This window comes from Actinocatenispora comari (assembly GCF_017312725.1).
GTDB classification, from domain to species: Bacteria; Actinomycetota; Actinomycetes; order Mycobacteriales; family Micromonosporaceae; genus Actinocatenispora; species Actinocatenispora comari.
The window spans coordinates 43,459-66,151 of record NZ_BOPO01000055.1; the positions used below are offsets into that span (position 1 = coordinate 43,459).

Annotated in this window: 22 protein-coding genes; 10 read left to right on the forward strand and 12 right to left on the reverse strand. The window is 72.6% G+C overall.

Features of this window, described 5'->3' with window-relative positions:
- Positions 1-19: 19 nt before the first annotated feature.
- The 3 genes from NUM_RS16430 to NUM_RS16440 are packed head-to-tail and all read right to left on the reverse strand — an operon-like array spanning position 20 to position 2,534.
- Positions 20-448 carry an organic hydroperoxide resistance protein gene (locus NUM_RS16430; RefSeq protein ID WP_207125736.1) on the reverse strand — a complete coding sequence of 143 codons (429 nt, stop codon included), beginning with the start codon at positions 446-448 and terminating at the stop codon, positions 20-22.
- Between the two features lie 51 nt (positions 449-499).
- Entirely contained in the window at positions 500-1,960 is a 1,461-nt protein-coding gene (locus NUM_RS16435; RefSeq protein ID WP_207125737.1) for a dihydrolipoyl dehydrogenase family protein, read from the reverse strand.
- Position 1,961: 1 nt separating this feature from the next.
- A complete protein-coding gene (locus NUM_RS16440) occupies positions 1,962-2,534 on the reverse strand; it encodes a hypothetical protein (protein WP_207125738.1) in 573 nt (190 codons plus the stop codon).
- 139 nt (positions 2,535-2,673) lie between these two features.
- On the opposite strand from NUM_RS16440, the gene NUM_RS16445 reads away from it, so the two are divergent.
- From NUM_RS16445 to NUM_RS16465, 5 genes are read left to right on the forward strand one after another with little or no spacing between them, the layout of a single operon-like run.
- Positions 2,674-3,231 (forward strand): TetR/AcrR family transcriptional regulator, encoded by a 558-nt coding sequence (locus NUM_RS16445; RefSeq protein WP_207125739.1) that lies wholly within the window; start codon positions 2,674-2,676, stop codon positions 3,229-3,231.
- Positions 3,228-3,572: an L-rhamnose mutarotase gene (locus NUM_RS16450; RefSeq protein WP_207125740.1), complete on the forward strand. Its 345-nt coding sequence runs from the start codon at positions 3,228-3,230 to the stop codon at positions 3,570-3,572. Before NUM_RS16445 ends, NUM_RS16450 begins: the two co-directional genes overlap by 4 nt.
- Before the next feature lie 39 nt (positions 3,573-3,611).
- On the forward strand, positions 3,612-4,928 hold the full coding sequence (locus NUM_RS16455; RefSeq protein WP_207125741.1) for an MFS transporter: 1,317 nt from the start codon (positions 3,612-3,614) through the stop codon (positions 4,926-4,928).
- Positions 4,929-4,978: 50 nt separating this feature from the next.
- Positions 4,979-5,308, forward strand: a complete 330-nt coding sequence (locus NUM_RS16460) for a nucleoside triphosphate pyrophosphohydrolase family protein (protein ID WP_207125742.1) — start codon at positions 4,979-4,981, stop codon at positions 5,306-5,308.
- Between the two features lie 53 nt (positions 5,309-5,361).
- Positions 5,362-5,715 (forward strand): VOC family protein, encoded by a 354-nt coding sequence (locus NUM_RS16465; RefSeq protein ID WP_207125743.1) that lies wholly within the window; start codon positions 5,362-5,364, stop codon positions 5,713-5,715.
- Between the two features lie 248 nt (positions 5,716-5,963).
- Here the strand turns inward: NUM_RS16465 and NUM_RS16470 are convergent, their stop codons facing one another.
- The 4 genes from NUM_RS16470 to NUM_RS16485 form a co-directional block, all read right to left on the reverse strand.
- The gene (locus NUM_RS16470; protein ID WP_207125744.1) at positions 5,964-9,326 is read right to left on the reverse strand and encodes an ATP-binding protein; all 3,363 of its coding nucleotides are present in this window, start codon (positions 9,324-9,326) and stop codon (positions 5,964-5,966) included.
- Positions 9,319-10,053: a DUF4194 domain-containing protein gene (locus NUM_RS16475; protein WP_207125745.1), complete on the reverse strand. Its 735-nt coding sequence runs from the start codon at positions 10,051-10,053 to the stop codon at positions 9,319-9,321. The genes NUM_RS16470 and NUM_RS16475 overlap by 8 nt, the downstream gene beginning before the upstream one ends.
- A complete protein-coding gene (locus NUM_RS16480; RefSeq protein WP_207125746.1) occupies positions 10,046-11,587 on the reverse strand; it encodes a DUF3375 family protein in 1,542 nt (513 codons plus the stop codon). Before NUM_RS16480 ends, NUM_RS16475 begins: the two co-directional genes overlap by 8 nt.
- A 224-nt stretch (positions 11,588-11,811) precedes the next feature.
- On the reverse strand, positions 11,812-12,390 hold the full coding sequence (locus NUM_RS16485; RefSeq protein WP_207125747.1) for a TetR/AcrR family transcriptional regulator: 579 nt from the start codon (positions 12,388-12,390) through the stop codon (positions 11,812-11,814).
- Between the two features lie 121 nt (positions 12,391-12,511).
- On the opposite strand from NUM_RS16485, the gene NUM_RS16490 reads away from it, so the two are divergent.
- A complete protein-coding gene (locus tag NUM_RS16490) occupies positions 12,512-12,862 on the forward strand; it encodes an antibiotic biosynthesis monooxygenase family protein (RefSeq protein ID WP_207125748.1) in 351 nt (116 codons plus the stop codon).
- 56 nt (positions 12,863-12,918) lie between these two features.
- A complete protein-coding gene (locus tag NUM_RS16495; RefSeq protein ID WP_207125749.1) occupies positions 12,919-13,305 on the forward strand; it encodes a VOC family protein in 387 nt (128 codons plus the stop codon).
- A 305-nt stretch (positions 13,306-13,610) separates the two neighbouring features.
- Here NUM_RS16495 and NUM_RS16500 read toward each other — a convergent pair whose 3' ends face one another.
- Together NUM_RS16500 and NUM_RS16505 are read right to left on the reverse strand one after the other, a co-directional pair.
- Positions 13,611-13,805, reverse strand: a complete 195-nt coding sequence (locus NUM_RS16500) for a ferredoxin (protein ID WP_207125750.1) — start codon at positions 13,803-13,805, stop codon at positions 13,611-13,613.
- Between the two features lie 53 nt (positions 13,806-13,858).
- Positions 13,859-15,070 (reverse strand): cytochrome P450, encoded by a 1,212-nt coding sequence (locus NUM_RS16505; protein ID WP_207125751.1) that lies wholly within the window; start codon positions 15,068-15,070, stop codon positions 13,859-13,861.
- 143 nt (positions 15,071-15,213) lie between these two features.
- On the opposite strand from NUM_RS16505, the gene NUM_RS16510 reads away from it, so the two are divergent.
- Entirely contained in the window at positions 15,214-15,876 is a 663-nt protein-coding gene (locus NUM_RS16510; RefSeq protein ID WP_207125752.1) for a TetR/AcrR family transcriptional regulator, read from the forward strand.
- A 17-nt stretch (positions 15,877-15,893) separates the two neighbouring features.
- Here NUM_RS16510 and NUM_RS16515 read toward each other — a convergent pair whose 3' ends face one another.
- On the reverse strand, positions 15,894-16,538 hold the full coding sequence (locus tag NUM_RS16515) for an HD domain-containing protein (protein WP_207125753.1): 645 nt from the start codon (positions 16,536-16,538) through the stop codon (positions 15,894-15,896).
- A gap of 216 nt (positions 16,539-16,754) precedes the next feature.
- On the opposite strand from NUM_RS16515, the gene NUM_RS16520 reads away from it, so the two are divergent.
- Complete coding sequence (locus tag NUM_RS16520) at positions 16,755-17,702, forward strand: GlxA family transcriptional regulator (protein ID WP_207125754.1); 948 nt, start codon at positions 16,755-16,757, stop codon at positions 17,700-17,702.
- 80 nt (positions 17,703-17,782) lie between these two features.
- Here NUM_RS16520 and NUM_RS16525 read toward each other — a convergent pair whose 3' ends face one another.
- On the reverse strand, positions 17,783-18,484 hold the full coding sequence (locus tag NUM_RS16525) for an NAD(P)-binding domain-containing protein (RefSeq protein ID WP_207125755.1): 702 nt from the start codon (positions 18,482-18,484) through the stop codon (positions 17,783-17,785).
- A gap of 14 nt (positions 18,485-18,498) precedes the next feature.
- Positions 18,499-19,758 (reverse strand): styrene monooxygenase/indole monooxygenase family protein, encoded by a 1,260-nt coding sequence (locus NUM_RS16530; RefSeq protein WP_207125756.1) that lies wholly within the window; start codon positions 19,756-19,758, stop codon positions 18,499-18,501.
- A 540-nt stretch (positions 19,759-20,298) separates the two neighbouring features.
- Here NUM_RS16530 and NUM_RS16535 point away from each other — a divergent pair.
- Entirely contained in the window at positions 20,299-22,683 is a 2,385-nt protein-coding gene (locus NUM_RS16535; protein ID WP_207125757.1) for an ATP-binding protein, read from the forward strand.
- The last annotated feature ends 10 nt before the right edge of the window (positions 22,684-22,693 follow it).

A 22,693-nucleotide genomic window follows, 5' to 3' on the forward strand; every position in this document is an offset into this window, starting at 1 on the left:
CAGGGCGCCGCGGGCGGGGTCAGGCGACGGTCGCGTCGACGGTGACGGGGATGTTGCCCCGGGTGGCGTTGGAGTACGGGCAGACCTCGTGCGCGGCGGCGACGAGCGCGTCGGCGGTCGGCTGGTCGATGCCGCCGAGCTCGGCGTGCAGCGCCGCGGAGAGGGTGTACCCGCCCTGCTCGGTGGGGTGGATGCCGATCTCGGCGACGACGGCCGAGTCGGTGACGGTGATCTTCCGGCTCGCGGCGACCGCCTTCAGCGCCGAGTGGAAGCAGGCGGACCAGCCGGCGGCGAACAACTGCTCGGGGTTGGTCGCGCCGCCCGGGCCGCCCATGGCGCGGGGGATGGCGAGGGCGACGTCGAGCAGCCCGTCGCTGCTGGCGGCGCGCCCGTTCGCGCGGCCGTCCCCGGTCGAGGTGGCGACTGCGGTGTACACGGAATCCACCATGATGTGCTTCCCTTCGTTGGCAGGTGTCTGTGCGGAACCCCGATGCCGGGGTCAGTGGTGGTCGCGGCCGTCGGCTTCGAGCAGCCGGAGCCAGATCTCGCTGATGGTCGGATAGGCGGGCACCGCGTGCCAGAGCCGGTCGAGCGGCACCTCGCCGACGATCGCGATCGTGGCGGCGTGCAGCAGTTCGGCGACGTCCGGCCCGACCACGGTGAAGCCGAGCAGGACGTTGCGCCGCGCGTCGATCACCATCCGGGCCTGCCCGCCGTACCCGTCGGCGTGCAGCGCGGCGCCGGCGACGCTGCCGAGGTCGTGGTCGACGACCCGCACCGGGATGCCGGCACCGGATGCGGCAGCGGCGGTCAGCCCGACGGAGGCGACCTCCGGGTCGCTGAACACGACCTGGCTGACCGCCCGCTCGTCGGCGGTCGACGCGTGGCGTCCCCAGGCACCCAGGTCGGGCCGGTCGCCCCGGGCCCGGGCGGCGATCGCGTCGCCCAGCGCGCGGGCCTGGTACTTGCCCTGGTGGGTGAGCAGCGCGCGGTGGTTCACGTCGCCGGCGGCGTAGAGCCAGCCCGGCCCGGCCGGCGTACCGTCGCGGCCGAGCACGGCGAGCGCGTCGTCGACCGCGAGCCAGTCGCCCGGAACCAGGCCGAGCAGGTCGAGCCCGAGGTCCTTGGTGTTCGCGGTGCGCCCGGTGGCCACGAGCACCTCGTCGGCGGCGACGATCCGTCCGTCGGCGAGGGTGAGCCGCACCGTACCGGTGTCGTCTCGCCGGGCCGCGGCGACCTCGGTGTCCACCAGTACCGAGGCACCGGCGGTACGCAGCGCGTCGGCCACCCGCTCGCCGGCGAACGGTTCCATGCCGGGCAGCAGCCGGGTCCGGGACAGCAGCGTCACCTGCGCGCCGAGCGCACCGAACGCGGTGGCCATCTCGGTTCCGACCACGCCGCCGCCGATGATCGCCAGCCGCTGCGGGACGTGATGGGCGCTGGCGGCGTCCCGGCTCGTCCACGGCGCCACGCCGGCGAGCCCTGGAACGGCCGGGATCCGGGCGCTGCTGCCGGTGGCGACGACGACCGCGTGCCGGGCCCGCGCGACGGTGGTGGCGCCGTCGGCGCCGGTGACCGCCACCGTCCGGGTGTCCACGATCCGGCCGTGGCCGCGCAGCAGGGTGATGCCGGCCTGTTCGAGCCAGTCGACCTGCCCGGCGTCGTTCCAGTCCGCGGCGAACCGGTCGCGCCGGCCCAGCACCGCGGCGGGGTCGAGCTCGCCCCGCACCGCCCTGCCCGCGGCGGGCAGGTCACGCGCGGCGCGGAGCGCGGCGGCGTCTCGCAGCAGCGCCTTGGTGGGCATGCAGGCCCAGTAGGAGCACTCGCCGCCGACCAGCTCGTGTTCGACGATCGCGGCGGTCAGCCCGCCCTGCACCGCGCGGTCGGCGACGTTCTCGCCGGTCGGGCCGGCGCCGATGACCACGACGTCGTACACGGTGTCCGGGGTTGGGATAGTCATGTCACTTCTCCTTGGTTGCGCGGCGGTGCAGCCGGATCGCCGAGACCAGGAAGAAGATGCCGCCCAGGGTGGCGTACCCGGCGATGTTGGTCAGCGACGAGCTCTTGCCACCGGACTGCAGCAGGAAGCTCGCGCCGGCGACGACCGAGATCGCGCCGCTGAGGATCATCGCCCACTGGCCGCCGAGCCGGTACCGCAGGATCGCGACGACCAGCTGCACGATGCCCGCGGTGATCGCCCACGCGCCCCACACCGCGAGCACGCTCGGCACGCCGGAGGTGGCCGCGGCGGCCAGGCCGAGGAAGGTGAGGAAGCTCAGCGCCATGTTGACGTACAGCGGGGCTCGTGGCCGGTCGGTCCCCGAGGTACGGAAGTCGATCACCGCGGCGGCGGCGTCGAACAGCGGGTAGACGACCAGCAGGCCGATGCTCGCCGGGTTGAGCGTCGCGGCGACGAGCACGATCAGCCCGGCCCAGACGATGGCGAACGCGAACCGGACGTAATAGAGGTTTCGCAGCCCTCTGGTGCCGCTGGTGACGTCGATCTGGGCGCCGGTGTCGACGGATGTGGACATGTTTCCCCCTCGATGCGGGATCGATCTGCGAGATAGAACGATCGGTCTCGTCTCAGCATGCGTCCGCCCCGCGACGTTGTCAAGACCGACCGTTCTATCTGCTAGGCTCGGAGCGGCGGACCGCGAAGGAGGCAGGTACATGTCGGAGGCACGGGACCGGCTGCTGCGCACGGCGACCGAGCTGTTCTACGCCGAGGGCATCCACGCCGTCGGCGTCGACCGCGTCATCGCCGTCGCGCAGGTCACCCGCGCCACGCTGTACCGGCACTTCGCGAGCAAGGACGACCTCGTCGTCGCGTACCTGACCGCCGCCGACGAGGCGATCCGGGCGCGCACCGCCGCCGCTCGGGCGGCGGACGCCGCACCCGACGACGTCGTACGAGCCGTCGGCCGGCACATCGCCGACGACCTCCAGAGCCAGGGGTTCCGCGGCTGCGCGTTCCTCAACGCGGCCGCCGAGTACCCCGATCCGGCGCATCCGGTGCACCAGGCGGTCCTCCGACACCGGCAGTGGTTCCTGGACACGGTCACCGAACTGCTCGCCGCCACCGGCGAGACCGACCCGGAACCGGCCGCCCGGCACTTCGTCATGCTGCGCGACGGCGCCATGGCCGCCGGCTGCCTGACCGACCCGAAGCCGATCGGCGAGACGTTCCTGCTCGGCATCGAAGGGCTTCTCAAGTACCGGAACCGGTGAACGACGAAGACGTCGTGCACGGAGGTGTGGAGATGGCGCGGGCCGCGTTCGTGTTGACGATCAGGCCGGACAAGGTCGAGCAGTACCTGGCGGCGCACCGGGAGGTGTGGCCGGAGATGCGGGATGCCCTGCGGGAGGCGGGATTCCGCAACTACTCGATCCACCTGTCCGGCCGGCAGGCGTTCGGCTACTTCGAGGCCGACGACCCGGCGGCGGCGCTGGCGGCGATGGCCGCGACCGAGGTCAACACCCGCTGGCAGGACCGGATGGCAGAGCTGCTGGAACAACGCGTCGACGACGACGGGCCGGGCCTGCTGCCGGAGATCTTCCGCCTCGACTGACCGCTGTGCCGCCGAGTACGCCTGCGCCACAATGGCGTGATGGCTGGGCGTGTGCAGACCGCGACGTTGGTGGTCGCCTCGCGCACCGCACTGGTCAGCTCGGTACCGGTCGGCGTCCTCGGCCTGAGTCTCGGGCGGTTACCGCACCAGCTGGTCGTCAGCAGCGGGGCCATCATGCTGATGGCGCTGATGCAGGCGGTGCTGGCCCTCGTCGGCGGGCAACTCGCCGACCGCTGGTCGCGCAGCGTCGTGACCGTCGTCGGTGCGGCCGGCGCGACGATCGCCTGGGTGGCGGTGGTCGCGTGGGGCGCACGGCCGGTGGTGGCCGTCGGCGCGGCAGCGGTGATCGGCAGCGGGGTCGGGCTGTTCCTCCCGGCGACGAGCGGCCTGATCCAGCAACTGGTGCCCGACCGGCGACTGCTGCGGGCCAACGCGCTGCTGCTGGCGGCGACCGTCGCGGCCAAGTTCGTCGTGGGAACGTCGGGGCCGTTGCTGATCGCGGTTCCGTTCGGCTGGTCGGCACTGCTGGTCCCGGCCATCCTGCTCAGCGCCGCGGCAGCGGTGCTGGCGCTGCTCGTCCACTGGCGCCGGCGGCACGGCGAGCGGATCGCCGAGCCGGGCCGTAGCGCCGGCGGCGAGCCGTTTCGTAGCGCCGGCGGCGAGGCGGGCCGTACCGCCGATGGCGAGCCCGGCCGTACCGCCGATGGCGAGCCCGGCCGTACCGCCGGTCGCGAGCCCGGCCGTACCGCCGGTCGCGAGCCCGGTGTCCGCACGCGCCCGCGGTGGTGGATGTGGGGGCTGGTCACCGGGCTCGGGGTGCTGGCGGCGATCGCGGCCGCGCCCGACGCGGTGATGAACCTGCCGGCCGGGTTCCACGTCGACGCCGGTCCCGACCTGCCGCGCCAGATCGCCGTCCCGCTGGCGGTGATCGGGGTCGCCTGCCTGCTCACCCGGATGCCGGTACGCCGGCCCGCGCGGCTGGCACTGCTCGTGTGCCTGGGGGTGGTGCCGGCGCTGGCCGCGGTCGCTGGTTCGGCGGCCTGGTGGCTGTCGGCGACCGCGCTGACCGTCGCGTCGACCACCGGCATGGTGTTCGCGATGCTGTCGGAGACGGTGCTCGAACTGCACGCACCCGCCGAGGTGGTCGGTCGGACGGTCGGGTTGGTGTTCTTCGTTCAGGGGCTCGTGCCGTTTCTCGCCCTGCTGCTCGCGGTGTCGGGGCACCGGCAGCTCCTCGTCGTGCTGGCCGGCACGGTGCTCGTCCTCGTCGGAGTCGCACTGGCGGTACCGGGCATCCGTCGCCTCCCGAACCATCGAACGTTGCCGGCCGAGGTGCCACACGGGCAGCGCGTCTGAGCCGAATCCGACTGGCTGGCGGGAGCGGCGGTCGACCATACTGGGCGGTCATGGACCTGGACGAGTACCAGCGTGGCGCCCTGCGTACCGCGGCTCCCCGCGACAAGAAGAACGAGCTGCTGCACCTGGTGCTCGGGCTGGTCGGGGAGTCGGGGGAGGTCGCGGAGAAGTTCAAGAAGTGGGTCCGCGACGCCGACAGCGACGAGGCGCGGATCGACCGGGCCGACATCGCCAAGGAACTCGGCGACGTGCTCTGGTACCTGGCGGTGCTCGCCGACCACCTTGACCTGTCGCTGGACGAGGTCGCCGCGGGCAACCTGGCCAAGCTCGCCAGCCGGCAACGCCGCGGCGTCCTCGGCGGCGCCGGCGACAACCGGTGACCCGGACGGCGGCGCCGGCACGATCGGGCCGGACGACAGGAGGAGAGCGAGAGATGGCGAACCGGTGGGTCGGTGTCACGGTCGACTGCCTCGACGTGCGGCGGGTGGCGAGTTTCTGGAGCGTGCTGCTCGACCGACCGCAGGGTCCGTCCATGCCGGGCTGGATCTATCTGGGACACGTCGACGACGCGCAGCCTCGGCTGGTCTTCCAGCCCGTCACCGAACCGAAGCAGGGCAAGGTACGACTGCATCTCGACGTGCTGGTCGACGACATCGACGCGGGGATCGCGCAGGTCGTCTCGCTCGGCGGCGGGTACACCGGCGAACGCCACGACTACGACGAGGGCGTGGTCGTGGTGATGACCGACCCCGAAGGCAACGAGTTCTGCCTGTCGCAGTTCTACTGAGCCGTGACCGCGCGGTCAGCGCTCAACCGCCGGCCCCTGCTGCTCGCCGGCCGTGGCTTCGGGTGAGCGAGCCGGCCCTCGCCATGTTTCGCGACCCCGCGGGTGCGGGTATCCGCAGTGGCATGAGCGACAAACGCAGTATTCGGCGTCCTGCTCATTACAAGGGCCGGCATCGCCGGCGCCCGGGTGGACTGGGCGACCGGCTGAGGCGCTCGCCGAGTGGGCCGCTGCGGTAGCCGGTACCAGTCTCAGGCGGTGGCGCGGGTCTCGTCGGGATGTTCGGCGCGGGTGATCAACTCGCCGAAGGTGGCGGTGGCGGCGTCGGACTGGGCGCCGTGCGGCAGCAGCCGCTTGTCGACCAGGATGGCCTGGCCGATGAACGGTTCGAGGATGCCGGCCATCCGGATCGGTGCGGCGATCACCAGCTGGAAGCCGAAGTCGTCGAACGCGGCGAGCGCCTGCCGGGAGAACTCCTCGTCTGACTTGCTGAACGCCTCGTCGAGCATCAGCGGCGCGAACGTGGGCAGCCCGTCGCCGTCCGGGTCGGCCAGGTTGTAGCTGAGCGCGGCGGCCAGGCAGAACGCGACGAGTTTCTCCTGCTCGCCGCCGGAGTTGGACGAGGTGTTGCGGTACGTGTAGTGGATCTCGCCGGCCTCGTCGACCTCCTGGCCGTAGAAGCCGTAGCTGGTGCGCACGTCGAGGACGTTGCGCCGCCAGGCTCGGGCTTCGGCGGTGTCGGCGGTGAACTGCGCCATCAGCTTCTGCACCCGCTGGAACTGGCCGAGCAGCCTGCTCGCGTTGCCGCGGGCGGCGGGTGCCTGGCTGAGCAGCGTGTCGACCATGGTGCGGAAGTCGCGCATGTCGGCGGAGCGGGCGGCCTTGTAGGCGATCTGCAGGTACCGGCCGGTGTTGAACTCGACCCGGCGCAGCCCGTTGTTGACCATGTCGACGCGCCGCCGGATGTCGTCGGTGGCGTTCTCGATGGCGCGTTGCAGCACGCTGATCGACGGCACCATGTCTTCGCTGATCATCTGCTGGAAGCGGTCCATCGCCTGGGGCAGCTTGCGTTGCCGGATGTCGGCGTGCAGTGCGGCGAAGTCCGCGCCGCAGGCGTCGACGTCGCCGCTGGTGTCCGGGGCGGAGTCGGGCCACTGCTCGCAGAACCGGTCGATCGCGCTCTTGACCCGGGTACGGGCGTGCAGGCGTTCGGCGTTGGCCGCCTCCCGCCGGTTCTGCAGCTCGCGGCGCAACGCCGTCCTGGTCGGGCCGACGTTCTCCGGGTCGAGTTCGACCTCGGTCGCGGCGAGCGCCTCGTCGAGGTAGTCGCGGGCGGCGTCGTCGAGCTCGTGCGGCCGGTCCTGCTCGGCGTCGAGGACGTCGACCAGCGCCTGCTGCCGGGTGTTGTGCCCGGACAGCTGGGTCTTGAGGGTGGCGCGCTGGTCGACCAGGTCCTCCCACTGCTGCTTGGCCTCGTCGCGGCGCTTCTCCAGCAGCTGCAGGTTGGCGTTGTTGGCGCGGACCTCGGCCAGCCGGTCGGCCAGCTCGTCGGCCTGCCGCCCGGCGGTCCAGTGGTCGAGCTGCTCCCAGTCGGTGTGGTCGGCCAGTTGGGCTCCGCACCGGCCGATGCGCTCCAGCGCCGTCCACCGCCCGTCCAGCTGGTCGGCGTCGGCCTGTGCGGCGCGGCTGCGCTCGTCGAGGGTGGCCAGCTCGTCTTCCAGCGCGGCGATCTTGGCGGCGGTGTTGGCGCCCAGGATGTACGAGGAGCGGCTGGTCAGCTCGGGCCGGTCGTCCTTGCGGAAGACGTTGCCGGGCTGTTTGACGGTGCCGTGCGGGGTGACCGCGATCGGGTGCGGCTCCAGCTTGCGGGCGGACTCGACGCACACGTGCTGGAACCGCTTGGCGAGCTGGTTCGACAGCCAGCCGCCGCTGGGGTGGTCGGTGTCGACGGTCAGCTTGCCGGCCAGCGTGTCCGCCGCCGGCCGCGCCGCCGCGGCGGTGACGGGGCTGACGATGCTGTACTCGACGACGCCGCGCATGTCGTGCTCGTCCACGAACCGCATCACCGCCTGCTGGTGGCGCGCCGGCACGAGCAGGCGCAGCCCGAAGCCGCGGAGGACCTTCTCGGCCGCCGGCCGCCAGCGCTCCTCGCCGTCGGCGACGTCGATCAGCTCCGCGGCGAACGCCAGGTCGTCGACGGGAATGCCGGCTCCGTGGGCGATCAGCTCGCGGCGTTCGCGCTGCCGGGGCGGGATCAGCGAGCGCGCCGAGCGCAGCCCCGCCAGCTCGGCGGCCTTGTCCTTGTGCCGGTTCCGGGCGGCCGCTGCGGCGGCGAACACCGCGTGTCGCCGGCCGGCGAGCTGGGTGCGTTCGCGGGCCGCGGTGGACACCAGGCTGCCGAGCCGGGTGTGGAACTCGTCGAACTCCTGCCGGTTGGTCGGTGCCGGCTGGTCCAGCTGGTCGACCAGACCGGTGAAGCTCTGGTACGCGCGCCGCCGGGCCTGCGTTTCGCTCTGCGCGGCGCGCAGTTGGGTCTGCAGCTCGCCGAGGATCGAGCCGTCCCGGCGCAGCTGCGCCTCCAGCGACTGATAGCGCTCGGACGCCTCCTCGACCTGGGTGTTCGCCGCCGACAGCTCGGCGTCGAGTCGCTCGATCGTCGCGTCGATCTCGTCCAGCGCGGTCTGCGCGGCCCGCAGCTGGACGGCCCGCACGTAGTGGTCGAGCGTGGCGCCGAGCAGCTCGTCGGCCATCGTCTGACGCTGCTCGGAGTGCTGGTAGCGCTGCCAGGCGTCCGGCAGCTCGTGCAGCGCCTTCTCCTGGGCGTGCGCGCGCCGGGCCGTCTCGTACGCGTCGTTGAGCGGGGTGAAGGTGTCCAGCATGTCGGTGGCGGCGGCGAACGTCTCCGGCTCGTCGAGCATGTTCTCCCGGATGAACAGGTTCAGGTCGCCGACGTTCTTCATCGCCTTCGCCTTGCCCAGCAACGACAGCGCCATGCTGGAGTTGCCGAGCCCGATGCGGCGGGACAGCTCGCGGGAGAACTTGACCGGCCCGTCGCAGTGCGTGCAGGCGAACGTGGCGCGCAGCCAGCGGGTGTCGAAGCCGCGCTCGGCCCAGCCGGTCAGCGCGGTGAGCTCGAACGCCCCCTCGTACAGGTGGAACAGCGACTTGAGCGACGCGTTGTCGGTCTCGGCGCCGGTGAACCACTTGACCACCACCGCCGTGGTGACGGTGCCCAGCCCGTCGTCGTAGGTGGCCGCCACCGCCGACCAGGTCGGCTTGCCGCCGCGCAGGTACCGGGTGCGGGCCTGGGCGTTGGCGTCGTTGGTCTGCGACCAGGCGCCGCGCACGTAGTCGGCGACGCTGCGGGTGGCCTGCTTGGCGCCGCGGGCGCTCAGGTCGGCCGAGGCGTTGAACCGCTGGTCGTGGGTGGGCAGCAGCACCAGCGAGTGCGCGTCCATCAGCGACGACTTCCCGGAACCGGACGGGCCGGTGAACAGCACGCCCCGCTCGTCGATCGGGAAGTCCTTGTAGCCGGTGAAGGTGGCCCAGTTGATCACCTGCAGCCGGGTCAGCCGCACCTGCCCGAGGTGGATGGTACGAGCGCGCTCACTCATCGTCGTCCTCCTCGGCGGTGTCGCCGATGTCGCCGCGGGCGATCGCGGTGTAGGTGTCGGTCAGCGCCTCGACCCGGTCGGCGGTCAGGATCGCGGTGATCACCGGCAGGATCAGGTACCGGTCGGTGCCCCGGATCGGCTGGATGATCGACGCGTCGTCCAGCGACTTGATCGCGGTGCGGATCTTCTTGTCGAACGCGGCCGCGTCGGTGTCGGTGGCCCGCTTGTAGGCGAACATGTGGTCGATCAGGTCGGTGGTCGAGACCACCGGGTCGTCCGGCGCGGTCAGGTACTGCTGGTAGAGGTGCAGCGCCAGGGCACTGGCGGCGAGGCTCAGCGTGCGGGTGCGCAGGATGGTACGGCCGTGCGGGCTCGGGTCGTCGGCCTGCCGGGTGAACGCGTACCGGTGTTCCCGGTTGACCTCCAGCAGCAGCCCCAGCTCCGAGAGCCGGCTGCGTAGCACCTGCTCGTACTGCAGCACGATCGCCCAGTGCTTCTTCGCCTTGTCGGTCAGGTGCGGTGCGGCGACCAGCTCCTGCAGCGTCCAGCACACCTCGGGCGGCAGGGCGCTGGTGTCGCCGTCGAAGCGTGGTTCGTGGTCGCGCTCCAGGTGCGCGCCGACCGGCGCGGCGGCCGGCTCGGTGTCGAAGACCTCGGTCGGGTCCAGCGGCGTCGCGGGTGTCTCGGCGAACAGCGCCGGGTCGACGGCCTCGGGGTCGTCAGGCATGCGCCGGCACCTCCGTGAGCAGGTTGCCCTGGCCGGGCCGCGGGCGGGGCGGGCCGCCGCGCTCGGCCGGGTCGGGAAGCTGGTCGCCGAACAGCAGGTAGGGCAGGGTGAGCGGGCGCAACCCCTGCGCGGTGTGCGCCACCACGGTGACCCGGGACTGCAGGTCGGCCTTGCCGAACCGGGCCGCGAGCGACCACAGCCCGATGATGTCGCCGGTACGTGGCTGCGCCAGCAGCTCCAGCACGTCGGGCAGCGTCGCGATGCCGTGGTGCGCCTCGATCGCCGCGTTCACCGCCCGCCGCAGCGCGGCCCAGTCGATCGACTCGGCGCCGATCAGGCTCGCCGGGTCGATGGCGAACCCGGCGTCGTCGACCAGCGGGTCGGGGCGCTCCGGCGGGCCCTCGCGCAGCCGCAGCCGCCCCACCGAGCTGGTGTCGACCCCGCTCATCGGTACGGCGAAGCCGATGTCGCGGCCGCCGTGGGTCACCGCGAACGCCTCGGCCGCCGCGGTCTGTGCCTCCGCCACCCGGGTGCGCATGCTGCGGTAGTGCGCGATGTCGCCGCCGCGCACGAACGTGCTGATGCGCCGGAACGCCATCGCGCGGGCCTGCTCGACCTCGCGGACCCGCTGCCACATCGCGTCGATGAACCCGTCGAGCGCCTCCGCCACCTCCGCCGGCAGCCCCTCGACGCGCAGCAGCACGTCGGCGATGTCGGTCTCCAGCCGGGAGCGCTGCGAGGGCGTGCCGATCAGCGTCGCGAACGCCCGGAACGCCTGCCCCTCGGGCGATTCGGCGATCACGTCGTGGCCCTCGAACATTCGCCGCAACGACTCGGCGAACTCCTCCGCGTCGTCCGACAGGCTCTGCCGGATCAGCGCCATCGTGTTGGCCTGCATGCGTTCCCCGTACCGGGCGATGTCGGCCGGGATCCGCTCGACCAGATGCATCAGCGTCGAGATCCGTTCCACCAGCTCGGCGTGCGCCACCGCGGGAACCTCACCGCGATCCAGCTCGTCGCGCTTGGCGCGCAGCGCCCGGATCTGCTCGTCGATCTCGGCCCGGCGCGAGTCGAGGTCGGGGTCGGCCTCCGTCGCGATCTGGTGCACGCCGGCCATCACCATCGCCAGCGCCGACTCGGTCGCGGTGGAGGTGTGCCGGCGCAGGTTGCGCATCTGCCGCACCGCCTGCGCCGCACCGGCGGTCAGCTGGTACCGCTCGGAGCGCGACTCGGGATCGACGGTGCGGTGCGCCCAGCCCTTCTTCGTCCACCGGGTCAGCAGCGCGTCGGCGTCGGCGAACGCCAGCCCGGGGCCGTCGCCGGGCAACGGTGCCGACCGGACCAGCCGCGGCAGGTCGCGGTCGATCGCCGTCGCCAGCGCCGCTCCGTCCACCACCTGACCGTCACCCAGATGCGCCGCCATCAACGCCAGGTGCAGCAGCGCGTCGGCCGAGCGCAGCAACGACATCGTCACGTCCGCCTCGGCGTTGCTGCTGAACTCGTGCAGCAACTGCTCGGCACTTCTCCCGGCCACGACCCCACCCGCCCCCGTACAACAACGCCCCGAACGATACGACCCCCCGCCGACACTCCGTCGCACCGAGTCACCCTCCCGACCCCGTGACGTACCGCACCGGGCGCGCGTGCCGCGCACCGTCGGTGGTGACGCGGCGGATCGCGTCGCGGCCGGCTGGTGTCAGTACGAGTCGGGCGACCGCCAAGAGGGCGCGACGCGGGCCCGGCATCGCGGCTCGTTCGTCATGGCGTGGGCGCGGTGAGGTAGCGCTGGATCGTGGGGCCGAGCCACTCCACGATCTCCTCGCGGCCGAGTGCCACGCTCGCCGGGAAGCGCAGTACGTAGCGCGTCAGCGCGAGCCCGAGCACGGTCGAGGCGCACAGCGCCGCCCGAACCGGCGCCTGCTCCGGCTCGGGCCCGACCCGGCGGGCCAGCGGGATCAACTGGTCCTGCAGCACGCTCTGCGTGCGCTCGGCGACCTCCGGATCGGTGGCGCCGACCCGCAGCAGCGCGGTGAGCTCGCCGTTCTCCTCCCACAGGGCGAGGAAGTGGCGCACCAGCGTGCGGCCGATCTCCTCGCGTTGGTCGAACGACAGGGCGGGCAGTCGGGGGTCGATCGAGACGGCCGCCGCGAACAGACCTGCCTTGTTGCCGTAGTACCGCATCACCATCGACGGGTCGATTTCCGCGTCGCGCGCGATGGCCCGGATGGTCGCCTTCTCGTAGCCGTCCGCCGCGAACCGCGCGCGGGCCGCGTCGAGGATCGTCGCGCGGGTGGCGTCGGAACGGCGGGCGGGCTGCTGCTCGGTGCTGCCGGTCATGCAAACAAGCGTAGGCCATCACGTGTTGACAGCCGAGGATGGTCGCTCTACTGTTGCCAACAGTCGTTGGCCAACATGCGTTGGCAACCTTGACGCCCGACCGCGAAAGGACGTACCGAAGATGGCCGAGCTGCGCAGCCTGGACCCGAACACGCCGATGTTCGCCCAGCTCACCGAGGAGACCGGGCCCATCGTGCTGGCCAACACCTTCCTCGTACCGACGGAGCGGACCGAATCGTTCCTGGCCCTGTTCCGGCGGCAGGCGGAGCTCATGCGGAGCCAGCCGGGATTCGTCTCCCTGCAACTGCATCAGGGAACGGCGGGCAGCCGGCTGCTGCTGAACGTCGCGGTCTGGGAATCGACCCGGGCGCTCGCCGCCGCTCTCGGCAACCCGCAGTTCCAACGCATTGCGGCCGAGTTCCCGGCCGACATCGTGTCGTATCCGCACATCTTCCAGCGGCTCGACGCCTGACCCGGCAACCGTGGCCGCCCGGCCCGCACGAATGACCCGATGGATGGAGACAACCCATGTCCGTGGACCTGAATCACACCATCGCCCCTGCCCATGACCCGCGAGCGTCGGCGCAGTTCTTGGCCGAGATCCTCGGCCTGAGTGTCGATCCGCCGCTGGCGCACTTCACGCCGGTCACGCTGGCCAACGGGATCAGCCTGGACTACGACCAGCTGGACGACTTCGAGCCACATCATTACGCGTTCATGGTCAGCGAGCAGGAGTTCGACGCCGCCCTGTCCCGTATCCGGCGCGGTGGAGTCACCCACTACGGCGATCCCGCCTGCCAGGAGGTGGGGCAGATCTATCACAGCGAACGGACGGAAGGTCGCCGCGGCCTCTACTTCCGCGATCCCGACGGGCATCTGATGGAAATCCTCACCCCGGGCGGCGCCGGGTCGTGACACCGGCCAAGGCGATCCTGTCCACGGCATCCATCAGCTGGCACGCCATCGGCCGTCCGCGCCGCGTCCGCCCGTGAACCCTGCCGTCCAAGACGGAGCATCATGCCGCTGAGGAAGGTCAACACCGTCCTGACCGCCGCCGGCACCCTGTTCGTTCTCCACCTCGGGCTGTCCTTCGTTCTGTCGCCCGAGCGAAGGGGTGGCCCGGCCGCATGGCCGGGCCACCCCTTGCCTGTCGGCGATCGCAGGGAGGGCAAGGCAACCGGTCCGCTCCGCATGAGCAGGGGCCCGGCGGCCGAGCTCGGTTACGGCCGCACGGTGATGGCCATGGCGGGGCAGCCCGCGGCGGCGGACTGCACGTCGCGCAGGCGTTGCTGCGGCGGGTTGGCGTCCAGCAGTTCCACGACTCCGTCGGAGTCCCGCTGGTCGAACACGTCGTCGGCGGTCAGCGCGCACTGCCCGGATGACACGCAGGCGTCCTGGTCGACGGAAACTTTCACGACGTTCTCCTCGATGCGGCGGGTGGGGTGAGGCGGCGTGGCCGTACCGGTGATCACCAGGTCACCGGAAGCGCGGCGAGGCTGCCGGTCAGGGTGGGGGAGACCTCCAGCTCGTCGAGCGTGCAGGCGAGCCGGAGCCCGGGCAGCCGGCGGGCCAGGGTGGCGAACACGATGCGCAGCTCGGTACGGGCCAGGCTGGCGCCGATGCAGAAGTGCGCGCCGTGGCCGAACCCGAGGTGGTTGCGCTCGGCGCGGTCCGGGTCGAACGTCTCCGCGTCGGCGTAGACGGAGGCGTCCCGGTTGGCGGCGTTGATCGACAGGATCACGGCGTCGCCGCGCCGGATGGTGACGCCGGCGACGTCGAGGTCGGTGTGCGCGTACCGCAGCAGGCCGAGCTCGCCGGGTGCGCCGAGCCGCATGATCTCCTCTACGGTGGCGTTGACCCGCCCGTCCGGGTCGGCGGTCAGCGCCTGCCACTGGTCGAGGTGGGTGAGCAGGAACAGGGTGCCGAGGCCGATTCGGTTGACGGTGGTCTCGTGCCCGGCGAACAGCAGCCCGACGCACAACCGCACCATCTCGGCGTAGTCGAAGGCCTCGTCGGCGCTCTGCGCGCGGACCAGATCGGAGATCACGTCCTCGCCGGGCTCGGCGCGCTTGGCCTCGACCAGCCCGGTCATGTACTCGCTGAACTCGGCCCGGGCGCGCTCGGCGTCGGCGCCGATGGCGTAGTTGGCCATCCGTTCGGACAGCCCGTGGAAGCGTTCGCGGTCCTGCTCGGGTGCGCCGAGCAGCCGGCAGATGACCGAGACCGGCAGCGGGAAGGCGAGGCCGTCGCGCAGGTCGACCACCCGGTCGGGCGCGGCGGCGTGGTCGGTGACGAGCTGGTCGACGTACCCGTCGACGAGGCGCTGCACGTAGTCGCCGAGCAGCCGCATCCGCTTGGCGGAGAAGGCGGGCGTCAGCAGCCGCCGCATCCTGGTGTGGTCGGCCTGCTCGGTGTCGTAGTTGCCCGACGGGCCGTTCTGGATGGCGGCGGTGGTGATCCGGGCCGCCTGCTCGGGGTGCGGGTGCGAGCGTCCGAGCCGCTTGTCGCCGAGCAGGTCGCGGACCTCGGTGAACCGGGTGACCAGCCAGGCCGGATCCCCGGCGGGGGTGGTGGCGGCGGCGATCGGCGCCTCGCGACGCAACACCTCGTACAGGGGGGCGAGGTCGAGCACGTTCGGCCGGGCAAGGGGTAACTGGACGGGTTCGGCGGCAACGCTCATCGGCAGCTCCTGACGGTCATATCGGGCAAGTCGACCATACTATTTATTGGCACTGTACGACAACAAACCGTGCGGCCGGTGTCGCGGGCGGCCACGTGCTTTCATCGCGGGATGCCGACCCGACCGGTACGGAGGTGAGCGGGGTGACCGGCGCAGGCGAGGCGCCGCGGCGGGGCCGGCCGCCGGTCAGCGACCGGCAACGGCAACGCCGGCGCCTGGACGTCTCGCGCCACGCCGTGCGCCTGTTCGCCGAGCACGGCGTCGCCACCACCACCGGCGAGCAGATCGCCCGGGCCGCCGGGATCTCCGAACGCACCCTGTGGCGCCTGTTCCGCAGCAAGGACAGCTGCGTCGAACCGCTGCTGACCACCATGGTCGACGCCTTCCAGGCCGCCGTTCGCGCCTGGCCGCGCGGCGTCGCGCTGGCCGAGCACCTGCGTACCACCTACACCCCGCTGATCGGCGCGCCGTCGGCGTCCGACGTGGACGCGGTACTGCAGGTGGTCCGGATGACCCGGTACGAGCCGGCGTTGCGGGCGACCTACCTGATGCTGCAGGAACGCGCCGAAGCAACCCTCGCCGAGGTGCTGGCCGAGCGCCTCGGCGAGGACCGCGACAGCCTTGCCGTGCAGGTACGCGCGGCCACCCTCGGTGCGGTGCTGCGGGTGGCGACCGACCGCCTCGCCCGGGCCGCCGGCGCCGGCCTCACCCGCGACGCCCTCGACGAGCACCGCGAACAGCTGGCCGACGCGATCGGCCGGATCACCGACGAACCGTCCGACCGACCCGCCGGGGACGCTCGCTGAGCGTGGCGCACGACCGGCTACTCGGCCCAGTCGGAGCCTTCGATGACGTCGACGAAGTTCCCGCGCCGGAAGCCGGGTACGAACCGGTCCAGCACGTCGGCCTTGACGTTGCCGAACGTGGTCTCCGGCTTGGCCTCGATGCCCTCGGTGAAGGCGGCGAGGATCCGCCGCTTGAAGTCGGGGCGCGGGTGCAGGGCGGTGATCGCGGCCCGGTCGGCGGCACTGATGTCGTGGTAGCCGATCCCGAGCACGTCGTACTCCACGCCGGCGGTGACCAGGGCGACCTCCGGCTCCATGTACTCGGGGATGCCGGGCGTGGTGTGCAGCGCGATGGCGGTCCACACCCGGCGGATGCTGTCCTCCGGTACCGCGTGCCGGCGCAGGAAGCGGCGTGCCTCGTCGGCGCCGTCCACCTCGAACCGGCGGCCGCTGTGCCGGTGTTCGGCGCCGAGCCCGAGATCGTGGAACATCGCCGCGACGTACAGCAGCTCCGGATCGTGGCTGAGCCCGCGGTTGCGGCCCTGCAGGGCGCCCCACCAGTAGACCCGCCGGGAGTGGTGGTAGATCAGGTCGTCGGTGGCCGCGCGGACCAGCTCGGTGGCGTCGCGGGCGAGCGCCGTGTCGGGCACCGCGATCCCGGCCGCGGTCGGCTCGTCGGGCATGGCTGTCTCCTGTTCGGTGAGCGACGTCGCCGTACTCGGGCGACGGCCGGCGTCCGGACGCCGTCGCGTGGTGCACCGTGCCCCGGCGCACCGGTCGGTACGCTCGGCGACGGTGACGGCGGTTTTCGGCCGCACGGCCAGCCTCGCCCGGCGGGCCGGGTCCGCGCCCCGCGATACCGGCCGTGGATCGCACGGATCCGGACTCGGGGAGGCGCGGTGGAGATCGGCATCCTGGTCTTCGACGGGGTCAAGCTGCTCGACGTCGCGGGCCCCAGCGAGGTGTTCAGCGAGGCGAACCGGTTCGGTGCCGACTACGACCTCCTGTACTCGCCCGACGGCAACGACGTCACGTCCTCCACCGGCATGCGGATCAGCGTGGATGCGGCCGCGGCCGGCGGCGGGCCGCTGTCCACGGTCCTGGTGGCGGGCGGGGACGACCTGCCCACCCGGCCGATCGGTGCGGCTCTCGTGGCCGCGGCACGGACGCTGTCGGGACGGGCCGCCCGTACCGCCTCGATCTGCACCGGTGCGTTCCTCCTGGCCGCGGCCGGGCTGCTGGACGGCCGGCGGGCCACAACGCACTGGCAGCACTCCCGGACCCTCGCCCGTGCGTACCCGGGGATCGAGGTGGATCCGGATGCGATCTACGTCGAGGACGGGCCGATGCTCTCCTCCGCCGGGGTCAGCGCGGGGATCGACCTCGCCCTCGCGCTGGTGGAACGCGACCACGGACCGGGCATGGCCCGCGACGTCGCCCGGTCCCTGGTGGTGTTCCTGCAACGGCCCGGTGGACAGTCGCAGTTCTCCCCGTCGCTGCGCTCCGCGCTGCCGCGTACCTCGCCGCTGCGCCGGCTGCGCGACACCATCGTCGCCGACCCGGCGGGCGACTACCGGCTGGACCGGCTCGCCGTGCTGGCTCACCTCAGCCCGCGCCACCTGACCCGGCTGTTCCGGGAGGAGCTGGACACCACCCCGGCCCGCTACGTCGAGCAGGTCCGGTTCGACACGGCCCGGGACCTGCTCGACTCCGGCCACTCGGTCACCGACACCGCGCTGCGCAGCGGGTTCGGCAGTACGGAGACGCTCCGCCGCGCGTTCGTCCGACACCTCGGCGTGCCACCGCGTACCTACCAGCAGCGGTTCCACACCGCGATGCGCGACTGACCGGCGGCATCGCCGGCGCGGTGCGCGACTGCCGCAACGTGGTTCCACCGAGCGTGGCGCCAGGCGACCCGTCGTGCGGCCTACGACGTCCGGTCGCGTGGTGGGTCGGTGCGTGCCTGGCGATGTCCCGGCGCGAGCGCGGCGGTGATCAGTGCGGGGGCCCGGCTCTCGGCGTCGCGGGCGTCGCGCAGCGGCCCGGCCCGGTACGGCTGGAGCCCGCCGAGGTGCCGGATCAGCGTGCACGCCGCCTCGACCGCGTCCGGGTGGTCGCTGTAGACCGGGACGGTTCCGGTCAGCGTGGCGTTGGCCGGGTTGATCAGGCTCGCGGACGAGACGTGGTGCAGCGCCGCGGCCACCAGCGTGCCGGGCAGTACCGCGGCGGCCTCCTCGGCCGCGCTGCCGGCCGGCACGCTGATCAGGCCGATGCCGGCCGCGGTACGGCGGATCGGGTTGGTGCAGTCGATCAGGGTGGCGCCGGCCAGCTGGTCGCGCAGCGCGCCCAGGGTGTCGGCATGCGCGGGGTAGGGGAGCGCGGCGATCACCAGCGCGGCGCAGGCGGCGTGCGCGTTGCTGGTGCCGCGGATCGTGCCGGTGACCCGGGGCATGGCCATCAGCCGCGCGGCCCGGTCGCGGGCGTGCTCTTCCCGGCGGGAGCCGAGCAGCACGGTACGGCCGGCCACGGCGAGCCGGTACGCCAGCCCGCGGCCCTGCCGTCCGGTACCGCCGAGGATGCCGACGGTCGGTACCGGGTCGCCGGGCTGCGGGCTGGCGTCGGGTGCCACGATCGGGCCGCCGGCTACGAGGTGGCGGCCTGGTGCCGTGCGACGACCTCGCCGAGGTAGCGTTCCGCGGCCTCGGGGGTCATGAACCAGTCGTTGAGGTCGTCGGGGTCGGTGAACCCGTAGGCGATGCGGTCGGCCACCTCGGGGAACTGGGTTGCCGCGCCGAGGATCTGCGCGACGTGCGGCGCCGGCGGGTGCGGCAGCATCAGCTCGTTGGTCCAGCGGGTCGGTGTCTCGCCGATCTCGGTCCAGAACCGTTCGGCGTTGGCGTGCATCCAGTCGGTGCCGAACGGCCCGTCGCCGTGGTCGCGGATGGCCTGCTCCCAGAACGCGGCCGCGCGGGCGGCGGCGTTGGAGCCCTGCGCGGTGATCGGGTCGTTGGCCAGCACCACGTCGGCCAGCCCGAGCACGGCGCGACCGGACGGCAGGATCCCGACCGGGTTGCGCACGGTGGGGGTGAAGGCGCCGACGAGGTTGGCGTTCGGGTCGGTGGGGGTGATCGCGGTGCAGCGCTCGGCCAGCCACGGCGCGTTCGTGCGCAGCACGTCCTGCAGCGCGGCGAGGTGCTGCTGCGGGGTCATGCCGGCGTCGAACACGTCCATCGGGCCACCGGGGATGGCCTCGACGAAGATGATGTCGCAGGTACCGGTGGTGGTCAGGGCGGGGATGACGATGATCTCGCCGGCCCCCGGTACGACGTTGAAGTGCCCGTCGACGACGTCGACGTCGGGGTCGGGCGCCATGCCGCGCACGTAGCAGACCGCCAGTTTCCGTTGCGGCGTGGTGTACGGGGAGCGTTCCGGGATGCGGGTGAACAGCTCGGCGAGCTCACCGCGGCCGGCCGCGACCACGACCAGGTCGTAGCGCCCGGAGTCCAGGTAGCCCTCCAGGTCGTCGACGGTGACGGTCTGGGTGCGTACGTGCTGGTCCAGCTCGTCGAGCAGTCGCGCCATCTTGACCCGCTGGTCGACCGACCGGGCCGGCGCCGGCAACCGGCCGACCAGGTCCAGCCGGGGCGTCTGCGGGGTGGGCGCGAGCGTCATGTGCAGCGCCTCGATCGCGGGGGTCTGGTCGTCCCAGAGAGCCAGGCCGCGGTCGCGCTCGATGGCGAGGGTGGGCTCGAACATCACCTGGGTGGAGGTGGGCCGCCGGCTGCGAACCTGGTCGGCGGTCAGCGCGGAGACGATGGTGACCTCGTGGTCGCCGGTGCGCAGCAGTCCGGCGGCGAGCGTCAGCCCGCACTGGCCGGCGCCGACGATGGCGATCTTGGGCATGAGGGGGGCCCTTTCCCGAGTCAAAGGACGGTGGGGACGAACCTATCGCCGAGGCCGGTATGCCCCAAAGGCCGGTCGACGACGGCGACGGGGTGCCGAGCTGGTCGCCGGCGGGGAGTGGGGCGTCGCGGCGCAGGCCGGGGAAGAGCACCACGGCCGAGGGCGGACTGCCCGAGATCGTTGGTCGCCAGCCGGCGCGCGGAGGTGCGCAGCGGCTGGCGACCAGCGGTACGGGTCGCTCGCAGGGAGGCCGCTGTGCTGCACGGCGGCGCGGATGGCCGCGTGCGACACCTCAACCCCCGGTACGTCTGCGAGTCGACCTCGCCCGATCGCTCGGGCGTTTCGAGTCTCCTCCGCGCCTTCCGCCGGCTGCATCCGTACATGTACGGGAGAGTCGCAACACCGTACCGGTAGGTACGTGGTTCCGGTATCGCGGCGTACCGTATTTTCCGCCTTCCGGTACCCGGTTTGTCCCCGTACAGTCGTCACTTTCGTCGTATGGTGATTCCGAGAGTTGCGTAACGGAACGGATGGTTGTCGGTGTCGGAGAACGACCGCTCCGCGCGGTTGCCGTTGGACTACGGTCCGCTGGTCGGGCGGCTCGCCGAGGAACGGCGTGTCATGACGCTGCTGGACCGCAACCCGCTGGTCACCCTCACCGGGACCGGCGGGGTCGGGAAGACCCGGCTGGCGGTGCGCATCGCCAACTCCGTGGCGGCCTCGATGCCCGGTGGCGCCTGCGTGGTGGAGCTGGCCGGGTTGCCGCCGCTGGGCACCACCACGGTCCAGCAGATCTACGCCGCCATCGGGCGGGCCACCGGCAGCTTCAACCAACAGTCCGGGCTCGACGTGCTCGTCGACTACCTCGACGAACACCGCAGCCTGCTGGTGCTGGACAACTGCGAACACGTCGCGGCGCCGGTGCGCGAGGCGGTCACGGCGCTGCTGGCCGGGGTGCCCGGGCTGCGGATCCTCGCCACCAGCCGGCAACCCCTGCACCTGCACGAGGCCGGTGAACAGGTGGTCGACCTGGCGCCGCTGTCGACCACCGACGCGATCGAGGCGTTCCTGGCCTACGCCAGCGCGGGCGGAGCGCGACTGGCCGCCGGCGGTACCGGGGCGGCCTCCGATCCGCAGGCGCGCGCCGAGCTCCAGCAGATCACCACGCTGGTGGAGGCGCTGGACCGGCTGCCGCTGGCGCTGCGGTTGGCCAGCGCCTGGCTCGCCACCACCAGCCTGGCGGTGCTGATCCACGCGGTGACCGCCGACCGCTGGCACACCGTGGTGGACCTGCGGCCGGAGGCCGAACCGGACGGGCGACACAGCGCGCTGCGCCGCGTCGACGACTGGTCGTGGAGCCTGTGCACCCCGGCCGAACAGCAGGTCTGGCAGTGGATCTCGGTGTTCCGCAACCCGGCCGCCCAGCACGAGCTGGTGGCGGTGTGCGCCGGTACCGGGCTGGCGCGCCCGGCGATCGCGCGGGCCGTCGCGGGGCTGCGCGACAAGCGGATCCTCAGCGCCGGAATCGGCCGCGACCGGGTCCCGCGGCTCTACCTGCTGGAGACCGAGCGCCAGTACGGCGCCGAGAAGCTCGCCGCCGCCGGTCTGCTGCCCGCCGCCCGCGCCGCGCACAGCAGCTACTACGCCTCGCTCACGACCGCGGCCGTGGCCGACTGGATGGGGCCGGCGGAGGTCGAGGTGCTGCACGGCGTGCACGCCCAGCTCGACCACATCGCGAACGCGGTCGACTACCGCATCGCCGACGGTGAGCTGGTGGGTGCCTGCACGATCGTGTGCGACCTGACCCGGAGCCGGAGCCCGTTCCTGTGCGGTGGGCTGTCCGACGTCCGCGACATCGCCGACCGGGTCATCCGCGCCTTCCACCGCCCGCCGCCGGCCGGCGAGCCCGCGGTCGGCGGCCCGCAGGAAGCGGTGCTGCTGGCCGCCACGATGGCCACCGACGGGTGGGTCACGGTCACCCAGGGCTTCCCCGACCGCGCGTTCGAGCTGATCGCCGCCAGCCACAAGCTGCACGAGCAGTGGCAGCTGGAGCCCACCCCGCCGCTGCTGTTCGCCGAGGGCGGGGCGCTCGCCCTCGCCTACGGTGACCCGGCCGCGGTGCCGCTGCTCGACGCCGCCCGTACCGCGTTCGACGCCCCCGAGACCGGGGGCGATCACCAGATGGCGACGATGATGTGGGCCATGGCGCAGGGTTTCATCGCCGCGCCGGACGCCGAGGCGGCGGCGGCGGAGTACCTGCGCGTGGCGCAGGGCGCGCAGGCGCCGTGGAACGTGTCCTGGGCGCACTGGGTCCGCGCGCTGGCGGCGCTGGGCCACCACCACCTGGCCGACGCCCGCGACCAGTGCCGGCAGGCGCTGCTGCTGCAGGACGGCATCGGCGACCTGTGGGGGCTGACCTGGTCGCTGCTGGTGGCCGCGGCGATCGTGACCGAATCGCTCGACCCCGACCGGCCCGACCAGCGCCAGGCGCAGCGGGCGGCGTGGCTGGCCGCCGCGGCCGAGGAGCGGCGCCGGCTCATCGGCGTGCGCATCGCCGGACTCCGGCCACTGGCGCAATTGCACGAACGCGTCATGGCCCGCGTCGGTGCGGTGCTCGACCCGCGCACGCTGGAGCGGCAGCTCGACGACGGTCGCCGTCGGCATCACCAGGCGGTCGACTACGCGCTCGACGATCGCCGGCCGGCCCGGCAGCACCCGACCGGCAAGCTGACCCGCCGGCAACTGGAGGTGGCCCGGCTGATGGTTCGCGGCCTGACCTACGCGCAGGTCGCCGAGGCGCTGCACCTGAGTGAACGCACCGTGGAGGGCTACGCGGCCGATCTGCTGCATCGGCTCGGCCTCGACAAGCGCACCCAGCTCACCCAGGACGTCCTCGACCGGGCGGGCACCGGCGACGGCGGCTGAGCCGGCGGCG

Coding starts and splice junctions, on each gene's coding strand:
- NUM_RS16495 (WP_207125749.1), top strand. CDS start 12,919: ATGTCCGTGGACCTGAATCACACCATCGCCCCTGCCCATGACCCGCGA.
- NUM_RS16445 (WP_207125739.1), top strand. CDS start 2,674: ATGTCGGAGGCACGGGACCGGCTGCTGCGCACGGCGACCGAGCTGTTC.
- NUM_RS16505 (WP_207125751.1), bottom strand. CDS start 15,070: ATGAGCGTTGCCGCCGAACCCGTCCAGTTACCCCTTGCCCGGCCGAAC.
- NUM_RS16455 (WP_207125741.1), top strand. CDS start 3,612: ATGGCTGGGCGTGTGCAGACCGCGACGTTGGTGGTCGCCTCGCGCACC.
- NUM_RS16470 (WP_207125744.1), bottom strand. CDS start 9,326: ATGAGTGAGCGCGCTCGTACCATCCACCTCGGGCAGGTGCGGCTGACC.
- NUM_RS16430 (WP_207125736.1), bottom strand. CDS start 448: ATGGTGGATTCCGTGTACACCGCAGTCGCCACCTCGACCGGGGACGGC.
- NUM_RS16490 (WP_207125748.1), top strand. CDS start 12,512: ATGGCCGAGCTGCGCAGCCTGGACCCGAACACGCCGATGTTCGCCCAG.
- NUM_RS16435 (WP_207125737.1), bottom strand. CDS start 1,960: ATGACTATCCCAACCCCGGACACCGTGTACGACGTCGTGGTCATCGGC.
- NUM_RS16515 (WP_207125753.1), bottom strand. CDS start 16,538: ATGCCCGACGAGCCGACCGCGGCCGGGATCGCGGTGCCCGACACGGCG.
- NUM_RS16485 (WP_207125747.1), bottom strand. CDS start 12,390: ATGACCGGCAGCACCGAGCAGCAGCCCGCCCGCCGTTCCGACGCCACC.
- NUM_RS16475 (WP_207125745.1), bottom strand. CDS start 10,053: ATGCCTGACGACCCCGAGGCCGTCGACCCGGCGCTGTTCGCCGAGACA.
- NUM_RS16530 (WP_207125756.1), bottom strand. CDS start 19,758: ATGCCCAAGATCGCCATCGTCGGCGCCGGCCAGTGCGGGCTGACGCTC.
- NUM_RS16465 (WP_207125743.1), top strand. CDS start 5,362: ATGGCGAACCGGTGGGTCGGTGTCACGGTCGACTGCCTCGACGTGCGG.
- NUM_RS16440 (WP_207125738.1), bottom strand. CDS start 2,534: ATGTCCACATCCGTCGACACCGGCGCCCAGATCGACGTCACCAGCGGC.
- NUM_RS16460 (WP_207125742.1), top strand. CDS start 4,979: ATGGACCTGGACGAGTACCAGCGTGGCGCCCTGCGTACCGCGGCTCCC.